Here is a 14,149-nt window from a genome sequence, read left to right as displayed (position 1 = left end):
GATTAGTTATCAATGATTATTCTATGCTTGTAATAATCAATAACAACTAACCACTAATCAATATATTAAATATTCAAAGTTCTGAGGATTTCACTCATCTTCTGCTTGGTAGCGATACGGGTAGGAACCAGCGGCAGGCGCAGCTCGTTTTCGATAAAGCCCATATCATTGAGCAATGCCTTCACACCGGCAGGATTACCATCTACGAAGAGAAGGCTGTAAAGCTCAGTGAAGGAATGATGAATCTTGCGGGCTGGCTCGTACTCACCACGGAACTCCAGACGGATCATTCTGCTGAATGCCTTTGGCAGGGCATTACCGATGACAGAAATCACACCGGCAGCGCCACTCGCAATCATAGAGAAAGTAAGGGCATCATCACCGCTGATTACTTCGAAATTATCCGGCTTGTTCTTGATGATCTCATCTACCTGCTCCAGACTACCACTCGCCTCCTTCACGGCTACCACATTAGGGAAGTCGCGGGCTATGCGGCAGGTGGTTTCCGGCTTCATATTGATACCGGTTCTGCCAGGTACATTATAAAGTACGATAGGCAGCGGACTAACCTGTGCGATGGCCTTGAAATGCTGATACAAACCTTCCTGGGATGGCTTATTATAATAAGGACAGATGCTGAGGATTCCGTCGATGCCACTCCAGTCGCTATTCTTGATTTCCTCTACGACAGCAGCAGTATTGTTGCTGCCACAATATTTCAATATCTTGACGCGACCCTTGTTCACGTCTTTCACCAATTCTGTAATCTTGTCTTTCTCTTCCTGGGTCAGGCAAGGAGCCTCACCAGTTGTTGCAAGGATGCAAAGGAAGTCTGCACCATTGTCAATTTGGAACTCTACCAATCGCTTGAGCGACTGATAATCTACCGAACCATCGGCCTTAAAAGGAGTAATGAGGGCAACACCAAGGCCCCTAAATATATTCTGTGCCATAATCTAAATAAACAAAATCGTTGGCAAAAGTACACAATTATTAGCATATTGCAAAATAAAATCGCAATTTTCTTTCAAGATTGTACCATTTTTGAAAATATTCTGTATTATTATACCATATTTCACGTTTTTTTAGTAACTTTGCAGTCGTTTTAAGTGAAAAGCAATGAGATATTTTATATTCTTTGGTTACGACGGAACCAACTATCACGGCTGGCAGATTCAGCCCAATGCCAATTCGGTGCAGCAGGAGTTGCAGCGCGCCCTTTCCATCCTTCTCAGAAAGGAGATAGAGGTGGTGGGTGCAGGAAGAACCGATACCGGTGTGCATGCCCGAAACATGGCGGCGCATTTTGACTGGAATCCGGAAGAGAAAGTTTCGGAAGAGAAAGTTTCGGAAGAGAAAGTTTCGGAAGAAAGAATCCCGATGGCCCTCGACCAGCTGGAGTATCGTCTGAACAGAATTCTGCCACGCGACATTGCCGTCTATGAAGTGCGGGAAGTTCATCCTGAGATGCATGCCCGCTTCTCTGCCACCTCGCGTACCTATCATTATTATATCCATACGCGCAAGGATCCCTTCGAGCGCCACTATTCGCTGCAGATGAACTACCCGCTGGATTTCGAAAAGATGAACCAGGCGGCGCAGCATTTCCTGCATCACGAAGACTATGCGGCTTTCTGCAAGGCAGGCGGTGACAACAAGACCACCATCTGCCATGTGTCGGCTGCCAGATGGGTCCAGACCTCCCCTACCACCTGGTATTTCGAGATCACCGCCAACCGTTTCCTCCGAAACATGGTACGTGCCGTAGTGGGCACCCTCATTGATGTAGGCAGGGGCAAGATCACGATGGAGCAGTTTCTCGACATCCTGCACAACGGAAGCCGCAGTGATGCGGGCGAAAGCATGCCAGGCAACGCATTGTTCCTGGAAGACGTGGGGTACAACGAACTTTGAACTTTGAGATTTGAACTTTGAACTTTATGATTGGCAATAATCCTATAAGTTGCAAGACAAGCCATATCATAAAGTTCAAAGAAATCATAAAGTTCAAAGTAATCATAAAGTTCCATGGTCAAAGTTCAAAGTAATCATAAAACTCAAAGTTCAAAGTAATCATAAAGTTCAATGGTCAAAGTTCAAAGTTCAAAGTAATATGTGGTTAGTATTAGCATTTCTCTCAGCAGCGCTGCTGGGATTCTATGATGCCTTCAAGAAGAAGGCACTTTCAGGTAACGCAGTGATTCCCGTGCTCTTTCTGAACACGCTTTTCTCATCGCTCATCTTCCTGCCGTTCATCATCTTGAGCTATACAGGAAATTCGCTGGATGGAACGATGTTTCATGTAGCAGAAGGCGGATGGGAAGTTCACAAGTACATCGTGCTCAAGAGTTTCATCGTATTGAGCAGTTGGATTTTCGGTTATTTCGGCATGAAGCATCTGCCGCTCACCATCGTGGGACCTATCAATGCCACCCGTCCGGTGATGACACTCGTGGGTGCCCTGCTGGTTTACGGTGAGGTTCTCAACCTCTACCAGTGGATTGGTGTCATCCTTGCCATCATCTCCTTTGCCATGCTTTCGCGCAGCGGAAAGAAGGAGGGCATCGACTTCAAGCACAACAAGTGGATCTACTTCATCGTACTGGCTGCCGTGCTCGGTGCCGTGAGTGGTCTCTACGATAAGTATCTGATGGCTCCACCTGAGAATGGCGGTGTGGGATTAGATAGAATGATCGTACAGAGCTGGTACAATATCTACCAGTGCTTCCTCATGGGAGCCATGCTCCTGATGATCTGGTGGCCAACGAAGAAGAACTCCACTCCATTCCATTGGCACTGGAGCATCATCTTCATCAGCATCTTCCTTTCGGCTGCCGACTTCGTATATTTCTATGCGCTCAGCCTGCCGGGTGCCATGATCAGTATCGTAAGCATGATCCGCCGTGGTTCGGTCATTGTCAGCTTCCTCTTCGGTGCAGCTATCTTCCACGAGAAGAACCTCAAGGCGAAGTTCGTGGATCTCCTCCTCGTCTTGCTCGGAATGCTCTTCCTCTACTTCGGAACGAAGTAATGATTATAAAAAAAGTCTTGCAAGCCAATGTGCCTGCAAGACTTTTTTATGTTTTTACCAGATATGTGCACGCTTGTTCTTAGGAACAAAGAGCTTGTCGCCCTTCTTGATGTTGAATGCCTTATACCATGAATCCACCATTGGGAGGGCACCGTTCACACGAGCCTCGTTTGGAGAGTGAACATCCACGGTCATCAGATACTGCAGGTACTCAGGACGGGCATTGCCTGCCCATACACGTGCCCATGCCAGGAAGAAGCGCTGCTCTGGAGTAAATCCATCCTTCACACCCAACTTCTCTGTCTTCATCACATTCTGAAGTGCACGGAAAGCGATGTTCAAACCACCGTTGTCACCGATGTTCTCACCCAGGGTCATCTGGCCGTTTACCTTCTTGCCAGCCAACTCAATCTTGTTGAAATGGTCAACCAGGATCTTGGTGCGAGACTCGAAGTTCTTCTTGTCAGCAGCAGTCCACCAGTTGTTCTGGTTTCCGGTCTTGTCAAACTGGCTGCCCTGATCGTCAAAGCCGTGACTCATCTCATGACCGATTACACCACCGATACCACCATAGTTCATCGCATCATCGGCTGTTGGGTCGAAGAATGGAGGCTGGAGAATAGCTGCAGGGAAGCAGATCTCGTTGGTAGTTGGGTTATAATAAGCATTGATAGTCTGAGGAGTCATTCCCCACTCAGTCTTATCTACCGGCTTGTTCACCTTGCGGGCGATGGCATCCTTGGTAAAGAACTCAGAGATATTTGCCATATTCTCGTAGAGAGAAAGGCTGTCATCTACCTGCAATCCGCTATAGTCCTTCCACTTGTCAGGATAACCGATCTTGATGATGAAGTTCTCCAGCTTATCCTTAGCCTGTGCCTTGGTAGCAGCACTCATCCAGGTAGCCTCGTCGATACGCTGTGCAAGGGCGGTCTGGAGATTGTGAACCAATTCGAGCATACGCTTCTTGCTGCTCTCTGGGAAGTACTTCTCTACGTAGATTTTTCCGATAGCCTCACCCAACACACCGCTCACGGTACTTACAGCACGCTTCCAGCGAGGACGGTCCTGCTGAACACCGCTCATTACCTTGCTCAACTCGAAGGATACGGCACGGAAATCATCGCTCAACACGCTGGTTGCACCAGAAATCACCTTGATTTCTGCGTATGTCTTCAAATCATCCAGAGAGGTCTCTGCAAGAATCTTCTCAACCTCGTGGATTGGTTCAGGCTGACCCACGCAAATTTCCTTGAAAGCTGGGAAACCGGATGCCAGGAACACGTTGCCCCAGTCGATGCCAGGGTAATCGAGCACGAGCTGGTTGTAGGTCATCTTGTGATAGTTCTTGTCGATGTCGCGGAGCTGTACCTGGCTATAGCTTGCCTTAGCGATGCGGGTCTCGATAGCCATCACAGCCTCCATCTTCTTCTGGGCGGTAGCCTCGTCGTTGCCTACCATCTGGAAGAGCTTCTTCATATAAGCCTTGTATGCATCACGAATCTTCTTGGTCTGCTCGTCATCGTTTACATAGTAATCGCGTACACCAAGACCGAGACCACTCTGTCCTACCTCAACGAGGTTGTTGGCGGCATCACGAAGGTCGGCGCCCACACCGATGCCATACATCATGGTACTCTCGCCACGGAAATCGAGCTGAGCGGTTACGAGCTGATACTCTCTGCGATCCTTGATGGCTGCGATGCGGTCGAGAGTTGGCTTGATAGGTGCCCATCCCTCCTTGTTCAGGCGAACACTGTCCATACGGAGGTTGTAGAGCGAACCGATCTTCTGTCCGAGTGAACCCTTCTGCTGTGGCTTGGAAGCATATTCAAGGATGATGTCCTGGATGCGCTTCTGGTTCTGCTCAAAGAGGTCGGTGAAAGCACCATTGTCGGTATGCTCGGCATCGAGTGGATGATTCTTCATCCAGTTGCCTGCGGCATAGCGATAGAAATCATTACCCGGCTTGATGGTCAAGTCCATGTTGGTCTTGTCAATACCGGAGCCCAACTTCTCCTGCTGGGCAAAAGCAGTTGTTGCACTGAGCAACAATGCTGCGAATAATACTTTTGTTTTCATTATTGTTTTATTAAATAAATCTTTTTGTATGGGGGATTTCAAATCCCCCGGTTTAATAGGTCGAACATTTTTTAACGACGGATTGCAAATCCGTCGGAACGCCTGACGGTGGACTTACTGTTCGGAACGCCTGGCGGTGGACAGGGCAAGACCTGCAAATGTCAGGGCGCCATTCAGCATCAGAAGCTCATAGCCGAACTTATAGCCCACATACTGCGAGGTAAGGGTATCGATGGCGAAGCAGATGAGCGGACTGGCGATGCAGACCCATGGCGACCAGCGGTCGTTTACCTGCCGCTTGGTGAGCAGACTGAAGGCAAACAAACCCAGCAGCGGACCGTAAGTATAAGAGCAGAGGATGTAGATGGCATCTATCACGCTCGTAGAATTAATCGCCTTGAAAGCGATGATGAAGAGCATGAAGACGAAAGCCACCAGCAGATGCATACGCTTGCGAAGCTTCACATCATCTTTCTTGCCCAGAATATCCACGCAAAGGCTCGTAGTAATCGCAGTCAATGCTGAATCGGCACTCGAAAAGCTCGCCGCCACGATACCGATGGTGAACAGCACCACTACCAGGGTTCCCATCACTCCCGATGCTGCGAACATCGGCAACAGATCATCCGGAGCCTGCGGCAGCGCTACGCCCTGCTTCTGTGCCAGCATCATCAGCAACACACCCAGACTCAGGAAAAGCAGATTGGCAGGCACAAAGGCGAAACCATAGGTACAGACATCCTTCTGAGCCTCACGAAGCGACTTGCAGGTAAGATTCTTCTGCATCATATCCTGATCTAATCCCGTCATCACGATTACCACGAACACGCCGCTCAGGAACTGTTTCCAGAAATTCTGCTTCGACATCCAGTCGTCAAAGACGAAGATGCGCGAATGACTGTCGTGGACGATTGCCGTGATAGCCTCAGATGGCGTCATTCCCAAGGCTGCCACCACATGATAGATAATCAGGATGAGCGCAGCAAACATACAGGTAGTCTGGAAGGAATCCGTCCACACCAGCGTCTTGATGCCACCCTTGCGGGTATAGAGCCAGATGAGCATCACCATCATAGGTACCGTCACCCAGAACGGAACTCCCACTCCATCGAGCACGAACCGCTGCAACAGAATGCAGACCACGAAAAAGCGGACTGCCGCTCCCGTCATCTTCGACAACAGAAAGAACGAAGCACCCGTCTTGTAGGAACGTTCGCCCAATCGCTGCTGCAGATAGCTGTAGATGGTGGTGAGATTATACCGGTAGTAGATAGGCAGCAGGAGAAAACCTACCAGAAAGTAGCCCAGGATAAAGCCGATGCACATCTGCAGATAGGTCATATCAGTCTTCATCACCATACCCGGCACACTCACGAAGGTGATGCCCGAGATAGAGGCGCCCACCATTCCGAAAGCCACCATATACCATGGCGAACGTCTGTTCGCCCTATAGAAAGTTTCATTGCTGCTGGTACGCCTTGCCGTAATATGGCTGAAGAGCAACAGCACGCAGAAGTATGCTAAAATTGTGATGATGATAATCATTTTTTCTCTTATATCTTTATTTACGTTGCAAAGGTACAGTAATTTAAGGAAATAACAAAATTATTTTCATAACTTAACAAAGAAATAACATACAGAAAGAAAGTGAAGAGTGAAAAACGAAGAGTGAAAACGAAGAATGAAGAATGGAGAATGAAAAACGAAGAGTGAAGACTGGAGAAGACCAGAGGGTATAAAAAACAAAAACCTTCGAGAATCACTTCCCGAAGGTTTCAGCGGTGCGTACGAGACTCGAACTCGTGACCTCCTGCGTGACAGGCAGGCATTCTAACCAACTGAACTAACGCACCAAATTAAGATATTAACTTAACCGCTTATAGCGCATTTCTCATTTGCGAGTGCAAAGGTACTATATTTTTTTGATTCCACCAAATTTTTCCGCTATATTTTTACAAAAAAGATTGAAAAAAATATGCGTCCTCATATCCACTGCCCGTTTTCAGCCATCCTTTCAGCAATTTATCACCCTGAAAGCCAACTACTTCAAGCATTTTCACTGCATTTTGGTTACTTTCCGCTACAATGGCATAAATCTGATGCAAATGCAGCACATTTGATGCATATTGCATCAAAAGACGGATAGCCAACTGTGCCAAGCCCTGATGCTGATGTTCCTTTTTGATAACAATTCCCAGCTCAGCACGCTGATGACGGGGGTCGAAATTCATCAGATCGATGATGCCCACAGCTTCCTGTTGCTCGTTTTCTACAATCAGGCGAACCTGTTTGTCGGTATAGATATCCGCCGTAGCCGTAGTAATATAGTCGAGCAACACCTGTCGGGAGTACGGCACATTGGTGCACCCCATCTCCCAGAGACTTTCATCATTCTCCATTTCATAGAGAAAATCCAAATCTTCCGGTTCCAAAGCCCTAAAACGAATCTTCTTATCTTCCATAATCCTCCCAAATAAATATTTTCCTTTTATATTTCCTAATCTACCTACTATGATATGAGCACCTATTATATAATGTACGCGCGTACCTTATATATATTGTGCATTTCATCCATATCCATCACATCCCCTTCCGTTATCACCTTCCCGATCTCCCGGGTATAGATAGCCAGCTTGTCAGGCTCATCTGCCCGGAGCGAAAGCTGATGCAGAATCTCCTCATAGCTCATCTTATCGGCATCAAACAGCAGATACTCCGATTCATCCACCACAGAAGGCGTAAAGAACCCCAGACTCTTTCTCATTCTCGCCGCCAGCATCCTGACCAACGCTACGGAAGCACTGGCATAGATGGCTGTCCGGATAGGAAGACTCAAGAGTAGCGACATACCCGCATAATGCTTGCGGAAGAAGATGAGCATCGCCTCATAGAAGACATGCACATAGCGGAAACTGGATTTCTGCGTGCTCTCTCCCTTATAATGCAGGATATCCAAAGGCAGAAAATAGTTGTGATAACCGCCCTTCAACATGCGATAGGAAAGGTCGATATCCTCTCCATACATGAAGAAATCCTCATCTAACAGTCCCACCCTATCTAGGGCTTTACGGCGCAACATACAGAAAGCGCCACTCACCACCTCTATCCGGTTCGGCTGATCCCATGGCAGGAATCCCATATAATAGCGTCCGAACAGTGGATGCTTGGGCCATCGGTTGCAGAATCCCAGCATCTTGAAGAAGGAAACCATCGGTGTAGGCAATCCTCTCCTGCTCTCCCTCGCCCATCTGCCATCCGCATTCAGCATCCTCACGCCTGCCGCTCCCGCATCGGGATGGGCATCCATAAAGCGGATGCATTCGCTCAGCACCTGCTCGCCCACGATGGTGTCAGGATTCAGAAGGAGTACATACTCCGCCTCGCTCTGACGGATGGCGATATTGTTGGCTCGGGCAAAACCCAGATTGTGGTTGCTGCCCACAAACCGTACCATCGGATATGCTTCACGGGGATAGCGGCGCTGCAGATACTCCAGCGATCCATCGGAAGAATGATTATCCACCACGATGATCTCTGCCACATCTACCTTTCCGGAGGGAAATGAAGAAGATGAAGCATCATCCCCCTGCATCACTTCGAAGGCACGGAGCACCGAGCGGATGCATTGGTCGAGATAATACTTCACGTTATAGCTTACTATGATAACCGAGAGTTTCAATGTCTATCTTAACTATTAACTGTCAACTATAAACCATCACTTATTCGCCTTCCTCACTGGTTTCCTCGATACATCTGCCGATAGATGGATAAACGAAGAAAAGACAGAGCACAAGGATGATTGCCATATAGCCGAATGCAGGCGACATGGTCTGATAATACATAAAGGTATTGATGAGCATAGGCAGACAGAGCATGTTGATGCGGGTAGTGCCCCAGAAAAGCAGAGCATCGCCCTTTTCCGCCAACAGTTTGCGGCGGACTGCCTTCAGGCTGAACAGCTTCAGCGCCATCGGAATCACCACAATGGTGGTAAGCTCCATCACTACCAGGATGCCGAACATCATCGTCTGGTTGGCAGCGATATCATTGGCGGTCAGTATCTCCGTTTCATAGAGAACTACCAGCAGAAAAGCCACCAACAGCATAAAGAGGAAGTTGGTCATCAATATTCGTTGTACTTGTTTGATATTCATTTATTTTTATTGATTAAATGGTGTTCTGTTCAGGATACTTCTACCCAGCGTCACTTCATCGGTATATTCCAGTTCATCTCCCACAGAGATGCCTCGGGCTATGACGGAGAGTTTCACGGGATAGTCGGCAAGCTTGCGCGAGATATAGAAATTGGTGGTATCGCCCTCCATCGTACTGCTCAGGGCAAGAATCACCTCCTTTACTCCCCCCGCAGCCACACGCTGTACCAGAGAATCAATCTCCAGGTCAGCAGGTCCGATACCATCCATCGGCGAGATGATACCTCCCAGCACATGATACAGTCCATGAAACTGCTGGGTATTCTCCACTGCCAGCACATCCTGCACATTCTCCACCACGCAGATGACAGAGGCATCGCGCCGGGGATCGGAACAGATGGGGCACACCTCGGTATCACTGATATTATGGCACACACGACAGTACTTCACCTCGCGCTTCATGCGGGCGATGGCATCCACAAACTGATCCACATCCCCCTCCTCCCTACGGAGCATATAAAGCACAAGGCGCAAAGCTGTCTTGCGCCCTATACCCGGCAGCTTGGAAAACTCTCCCACTGCCTTTTCCAATAATGCAGAAGAATATTGCTGCACCATCACACTAGAGATAAATACCGATTCCCACCTTGAAACCTATTGTAGAATAATCAGTATGCTTCTTGAAGCTCTGATCATAGTAGATAGCCGGCTCAATGGTTACCTGCTTGCTGACAAAGTAGGAATAACCTACCTCCACGCCCGGCATGAAGTCATTGTAGCTGCCCGAATGAGCCACCTTGGCACCAAAACCGAGATACAATCCATTCTGCTCGATATAATATCTGGCCTGAGCTCCGGCAGAAAAGTAATCCTTCACGCCATCCTGACCCGAATGAGTATATTCTACATGCCCCAGGAGCATCCAGTCATCTTCTACAAAATAACCTGCCTTTGCCTGAACACCGAAGTTCAAGTCCTGACTGCCATTATAACTGAGATTGAGACCCGTGAGCGACGCGCCGCAATACTGCTTTCCACTTTCAAACTGAGCATTGGCTCCCAGGCTAACCAGAAGAGCTGCAGCTGCCAAAACTATTTTTTTCATACGTAACATTTTTATGTGTTGCTATTATTAATTTTCATATTCTGTCTATACCAGGCAAAGAACCAGACCAGCGCTACCACCAGAATGATGACACTACCCGTATAAGCCACCGGCTCGCTCAATGCCAGAGCCATCGGCGAGAGGAGCAGGAAGGTAGAACATACCACTGTCATCAGCAAGGCTGGCACCAGGGTGATGATGAACGGCTTCTTGCGCTGTACCAGATACACGGTCAAAGTCCAGAGTGTGAAGACCGCCAGCGTCTGGTTAGCCCATCCGAAGTATTGCCAAATAACATTGAATCCATCAGGATTCTCCATCTGCCACACCAGAATGCCCATCGTAACGGCAAACAGAGGTACGCAGATATAGAGACGGCGACGCATTGCACGCTGTTCCAGTCCGATAGCCTCGGCTATGATGAGTCGGGCACTGCGCAGAGCCGTATCGCCACTGGTGATAGGCGCAGCCACTACTCCCAGCAGGGCAAGCACTCCACCAGCCACACCCAACCAACTGGAGCAGACAATCTTCACCACGGTAGGAGCATCAAAGTTCTGAATGAGCGACTTTCCGCCATCCACCTGAGCGATAAACTGCTGAGCCACCTCTGGACTCACGCATTCACGCCATCCTCCATAATAGAAGAAGTACATGGAAACCGTAGCCCATATCAGCGCTACCACTCCCTCGGTAATCATCGCACCATAGAATACAGGGCGGCCCAGCTTCTCGCTCTTCATGCAGCGAGCCATCAACGGGCTCTGGGTAGCATGGAAGCCACTGATGGCTCCACAGGCGATGGTAATGAAGAGACATGGGAAGATAGGACTCTTCTGGACGAACGGTTCCGTACCCAGCCACGCCGGATTCTCGTTGAGATTGCAGGAAGCCAGATTGCTCCACAACTCAGGCAAGGTTGGCCACTTGATGAACAGTCCTATCATCAGCGCACCTGCCATGAAAAGCAGCGAAAAGGCAAAGAGAGGATATATCTTTCCGATAATCTTGTCGATAGGCAGAAGCGTGGCGATGATGTAGTAGATGAAGATGAGGATAATCCAGAACATCTTACCTCCCACAAACGAGCCAGAACTGCAGATGCCACCCAGAATAATGGCAGGACTATATACAAACACGGCACCCACCATCATCAGCAGCAGTACCGAGAACACGAGCATCACCTTCTTGGTGTTGCCGCCCAGATACTTGCCCACCAGCTCCGGCAGTCCAGCGCCATCATGGCGGATACTGAGCATACCACTCATATAATCGTGCATGGCACCGGCAAAGATGCAGCCAAACACAATCCACAGATAAGCCACCGGTCCATACCAGGCACCCATGATGGCTCCAAAAATCGGTCCAGTACCGGCAATATTCAGGAACTGAATCATAAAGATTTTCCAACTAGGCAGCACCATAAAGTCAACTCCGTCGGCTTTTGCCACTGCTGGCGTAGGACGGTCGTCAGGACCGAATACATGCGCCACAAATTTTCCATAAAGGAGGTAACCCAATATCAAGGCTGCCAAACTAATGATGAAACTGACCATTTTCTTTTATTGTTTTTTTGAATTCTCTCTTCTTTTTGAGCCTAATCGCACTTTTTCATACGAATTGCACCGCAAAAGTAACATTTTTATTTGAAATACGAAAAATTATCCGTATCTTTGTTGCCAAATTGAAAGAATATGAAGAAATTATATACATTTTTAATGTTTTTAGGCAGTATTTTACCTGCACAGGCTCGCAATATACCTGAAAAGAAGCAGATACTGCCGGGTTCCAGCATCATATACAACAGTCTGGCACCCAAGCACGAGGTAAGAGCCGTATGGCTCACCACCATCGGCGGAATCGACTGGCCTCACTCCTACTCCCAGTCGCCCAACTCGGCCAAGAAGCAGCAGCAGGAACTCTGTCAGATCCTCGACCGCCTGCAGCAGGCTAAGATCAACACCGTACTCATCCAGACCCGCATCCGTGGCACCATGATCTATCCTTCCGATTACGAACCTTGGGATGGATGCCTCTCGGGATTCCCGGGAAAGACGCCGGGCTACGATGCCCTGCAGTTTGCCATCGATGAATGCCACAAGCGCGGCATGGAGCTCCACGCCTGGGTGGTTACTATCCCTGTAGGAAAATGGGAAGCACTGGGATGCAAGAGCCTTCGGAAGAAATTCCCGGGACTCATCAAGAAGATAGGTGCTGATGGATACATGAATCCGGAAGACAGCCGCACCGGTGATTACCTTGCTGGAATCTGCCGCGAGATTACCCACCGATATCATGTGGATGGCATCCACCTCGACTATATCCGATACCCGGAAACCTGGAAGATCAAGGTGAGCCGCGACCAGGGAAGAAACTACATCACCCGCATCGTGGAGAAGATTCACAACGCTGTGAAGTCGGAAAAGCCTTGGGTCAAGATGAGCTGCTCGCCAGTGGGCAAATACGATGACCTGAGCCGTTACTGGAGTCACGGATGGAATGCCAACACCAAGGTTTGCCAGGATGCACAGGGATGGCTGCGCGACGGACTGATGGACGAACTCTTCCCGATGATGTACTTCCGTGGCGAGAACTTCTATCCTTTCGCCATCGACTGGCAGGAGCAGAGCCACGGCAAGACCGTGGTGCCTGGACTCGGCATCTACTTCCTCGACCCGAAAGAAGGAAAATGGAAGATTGATGACGTGACACCCGAAATGTACCTCACCCGCAGCATGGGAATGGGATACTGCTTCTTCCGAAACAAGTTCCTGCTGGACAACAAGCAGGGCATCCTCGATTTCACAGAGAGATTCAACGAATATCCATCGCTCGTACCTCCGATGACCTGGGCAAGCAACCGCCAGCCGCAACAGCCACAGGCTCTCAGCGTAAGAAGCGAAAAGGGAAATGTTCAGATTTCATGGAATAATCCGTCAGAATATACCGATGGCACTGCTATTCCTACTCCCTATATATATAATAATGTATATGCGAGCAGAAAATATCCCGTGGATGTTACAGATGCCAGAAACCTCATTGCGGCTCGACATCTGGGCAACGAACTGCTCTTGAAGTCGGAAGATGACGACCAGCCACTCTATTTTGCCGTTACTTCAATGGACGGATATGGCATAGAAAGTGGCGCTACCCAGGAAAACAGCCGAGATTTCAGCAAAAAGTTGACCGCCTGGGGTGCCGCCAGGATGTTGCGCTGTGATGCTAAAAACGTACATTTGCCGGAAATCGCCAAAAAGTTGGATACAAACGTCTTTCTGGTCGAAACCCTGCAAGGTACGGCTGTGGAACACCTTGTGAGCGAACACAATCTGATAGATATCAGTAGGTTAAGCAGTGGAACCTATCGCCTTTGCAGCATCAATCAGCGGGGTGTGAAGCATACGTTGGGAACCTTCTACAAGAAAAAAATTGCAGAAAATTGAAAAAAACTGCAGAAAAATTTGGTGGAATCAAATATTTGTAGTACCTTTGCACTCGCAATTCAGAAATGAGGCTATCAAGAAGATGCACCCTTAGCTCAGTTGGTAGAGCAACTGACTCTTAATCAGTGGGTCTAGGGTTCGAATCCCTAAGGGTGTACAACTTGAAAAAGCTAAAGAAAATGGTTCCGTAGCTCAACTGAATAGAGCACTTGACTACGGATCAAGAGGTTCAAGGTTTGAATCCTTGCGGAATCACTTTCAATGCAATCAGCCCCCACTCTGGAATCGACAAGAATGGTTCCGTAGCTCAACTGAATAGAGCACTTGACTACGG

12 protein-coding genes and 3 tRNA genes are annotated in these 14,149 nt (G+C 48.6%); 5 read left to right on the top strand and 10 right to left on the bottom strand.

The window, feature by feature from the left end; genetic code table 11:
- Positions 1-65: 65 nt before the first annotated feature.
- The gene (gene dapA / locus DXD25_RS12720) at positions 66-953 is read right to left on the bottom strand and encodes a 4-hydroxy-tetrahydrodipicolinate synthase (RefSeq protein WP_117663831.1); all 888 of its coding nucleotides are present in this window, start codon (positions 951-953) and stop codon (positions 66-68) included.
- 166 nt (positions 954-1,119) lie between these two features.
- Between dapA and truA the strand changes: the two genes are divergently transcribed.
- Together truA and DXD25_RS12710 are read left to right on the top strand one after the other, a co-directional pair.
- Positions 1,120-1,914 carry a tRNA pseudouridine(38-40) synthase TruA gene (truA, locus tag DXD25_RS12715; protein WP_117663830.1) on the top strand — a complete coding sequence of 265 codons (795 nt, stop codon included), beginning with the start codon at positions 1,120-1,122 and terminating at the stop codon, positions 1,912-1,914.
- 199 nt (positions 1,915-2,113) lie between these two features.
- On the top strand, positions 2,114-3,031 hold the full coding sequence (locus tag DXD25_RS12710) for a DMT family transporter (RefSeq protein WP_089542731.1): 918 nt from the start codon (positions 2,114-2,116) through the stop codon (positions 3,029-3,031).
- Positions 3,032-3,085: 54 nt separating this feature from the next.
- Here DXD25_RS12710 and DXD25_RS12705 read toward each other — a convergent pair whose 3' ends face one another.
- The 9 genes from DXD25_RS12705 to DXD25_RS12665 all read right to left on the bottom strand — a co-directional run bounded on the left by DXD25_RS12705 (position 3,086) and on the right by DXD25_RS12665 (position 11,928).
- Positions 3,086-5,113, bottom strand: coding sequence for a M13 family metallopeptidase (locus tag DXD25_RS12705; RefSeq protein ID WP_117663829.1), 2,028 nt, complete (start codon positions 5,111-5,113; stop codon positions 3,086-3,088).
- Positions 5,114-5,227: 114 nt separating this feature from the next.
- Positions 5,228-6,658: a sodium:solute symporter gene (locus DXD25_RS12700; protein WP_117663828.1), complete on the bottom strand. Its 1,431-nt coding sequence runs from the start codon at positions 6,656-6,658 to the stop codon at positions 5,228-5,230.
- Positions 6,659-6,892: 234 nt separating this feature from the next.
- Positions 6,893-6,966, bottom strand: a tRNA-Asp gene (locus tag DXD25_RS12695).
- Positions 6,967-7,065: 99 nt separating this feature from the next.
- Positions 7,066-7,575 carry a GNAT family N-acetyltransferase gene (locus DXD25_RS12690; protein ID WP_117663827.1) on the bottom strand — a complete coding sequence of 170 codons (510 nt, stop codon included), beginning with the start codon at positions 7,573-7,575 and terminating at the stop codon, positions 7,066-7,068.
- A 65-nt stretch (positions 7,576-7,640) separates the two neighbouring features.
- Positions 7,641-8,792: a glycosyltransferase family 2 protein gene (locus tag DXD25_RS12685; RefSeq protein ID WP_117663826.1), complete on the bottom strand. Its 1,152-nt coding sequence runs from the start codon at positions 8,790-8,792 to the stop codon at positions 7,641-7,643.
- A gap of 40 nt (positions 8,793-8,832) precedes the next feature.
- On the bottom strand, positions 8,833-9,267 hold the full coding sequence (locus tag DXD25_RS12680; RefSeq protein ID WP_147327912.1) for a hypothetical protein: 435 nt from the start codon (positions 9,265-9,267) through the stop codon (positions 8,833-8,835).
- A 6-nt stretch (positions 9,268-9,273) separates the two neighbouring features.
- Positions 9,274-9,885 (bottom strand): recombination mediator RecR, encoded by a 612-nt coding sequence (recR, locus tag DXD25_RS12675; RefSeq protein ID WP_117663824.1) that lies wholly within the window; start codon positions 9,883-9,885, stop codon positions 9,274-9,276.
- A gap of 4 nt (positions 9,886-9,889) precedes the next feature.
- On the bottom strand, positions 9,890-10,381 hold the full coding sequence (locus DXD25_RS12670; RefSeq protein WP_117663823.1) for an outer membrane beta-barrel protein: 492 nt from the start codon (positions 10,379-10,381) through the stop codon (positions 9,890-9,892).
- A 2-nt stretch (positions 10,382-10,383) separates the two neighbouring features.
- Positions 10,384-11,928 carry a carbon starvation protein A gene (locus DXD25_RS12665; RefSeq protein WP_117663822.1) on the bottom strand — a complete coding sequence of 515 codons (1,545 nt, stop codon included), beginning with the start codon at positions 11,926-11,928 and terminating at the stop codon, positions 10,384-10,386.
- 138 nt (positions 11,929-12,066) lie between these two features.
- On the opposite strand from DXD25_RS12665, the gene DXD25_RS12660 reads away from it, so the two are divergent.
- The 3 genes from DXD25_RS12660 to DXD25_RS12650 all read left to right on the top strand — a co-directional run bounded on the left by DXD25_RS12660 (position 12,067) and on the right by DXD25_RS12650 (position 14,070).
- Positions 12,067-13,815 carry a glycoside hydrolase family 10 protein gene (locus tag DXD25_RS12660; protein ID WP_117663821.1) on the top strand — a complete coding sequence of 583 codons (1,749 nt, stop codon included), beginning with the start codon at positions 12,067-12,069 and terminating at the stop codon, positions 13,813-13,815.
- A gap of 84 nt (positions 13,816-13,899) precedes the next feature.
- Positions 13,900-13,972 (top strand) — tRNA-Lys (locus DXD25_RS12655).
- Positions 13,973-13,996: 24 nt separating this feature from the next.
- Positions 13,997-14,070 (top strand) — tRNA-Arg (locus DXD25_RS12650).
- The last annotated feature ends 79 nt before the right edge of the window (positions 14,071-14,149 follow it).

Source organism: Prevotella sp. TF12-30 (assembly GCF_003436715.1).
Lineage (GTDB): Bacteria > Bacteroidota > Bacteroidia > Bacteroidales > Bacteroidaceae > Prevotella > Prevotella copri_A.
This window is presented reverse-complemented; position numbering and strand designations above follow the sequence as displayed.

What these genes read in the sequence shown, in the direction of transcription:
- dapA (WP_117663831.1), bottom strand. Translation starts at nt 953, where the DNA reads ATGGCACAGAATATATTTAGGGGCCTTGGTGTTGCCCTCATTACTCCT.
- truA (WP_117663830.1), top strand. Translation starts at nt 1,120, where the DNA reads ATGAGATATTTTATATTCTTTGGTTACGACGGAACCAACTATCACGGC.
- DXD25_RS12710 (WP_089542731.1), top strand. Translation starts at nt 2,114, where the DNA reads ATGTGGTTAGTATTAGCATTTCTCTCAGCAGCGCTGCTGGGATTCTAT.
- DXD25_RS12705 (WP_117663829.1), bottom strand. Translation starts at nt 5,113, where the DNA reads ATGAAAACAAAAGTATTATTCGCAGCATTGTTGCTCAGTGCAACAACT.
- DXD25_RS12700 (WP_117663828.1), bottom strand. Translation starts at nt 6,658, where the DNA reads ATGATTATCATCATCACAATTTTAGCATACTTCTGCGTGCTGTTGCTC.
- DXD25_RS12690 (WP_117663827.1), bottom strand. Translation starts at nt 7,575, where the DNA reads ATGGAAGATAAGAAGATTCGTTTTAGGGCTTTGGAACCGGAAGATTTG.
- DXD25_RS12680 (WP_147327912.1), bottom strand. Translation starts at nt 9,267, where the DNA reads ATGAATATCAAACAAGTACAACGAATATTGATGACCAACTTCCTCTTT.
- recR (WP_117663824.1), bottom strand. Translation starts at nt 9,885, where the DNA reads ATGGTGCAGCAATATTCTTCTGCATTATTGGAAAAGGCAGTGGGAGAG.
- DXD25_RS12670 (WP_117663823.1), bottom strand. Translation starts at nt 10,381, where the DNA reads ATGTTACGTATGAAAAAAATAGTTTTGGCAGCTGCAGCTCTTCTGGTT.
- DXD25_RS12665 (WP_117663822.1), bottom strand. Translation starts at nt 11,928, where the DNA reads ATGGTCAGTTTCATCATTAGTTTGGCAGCCTTGATATTGGGTTACCTC.
- DXD25_RS12660 (WP_117663821.1), top strand. Translation starts at nt 12,067, where the DNA reads ATGAAGAAATTATATACATTTTTAATGTTTTTAGGCAGTATTTTACCT.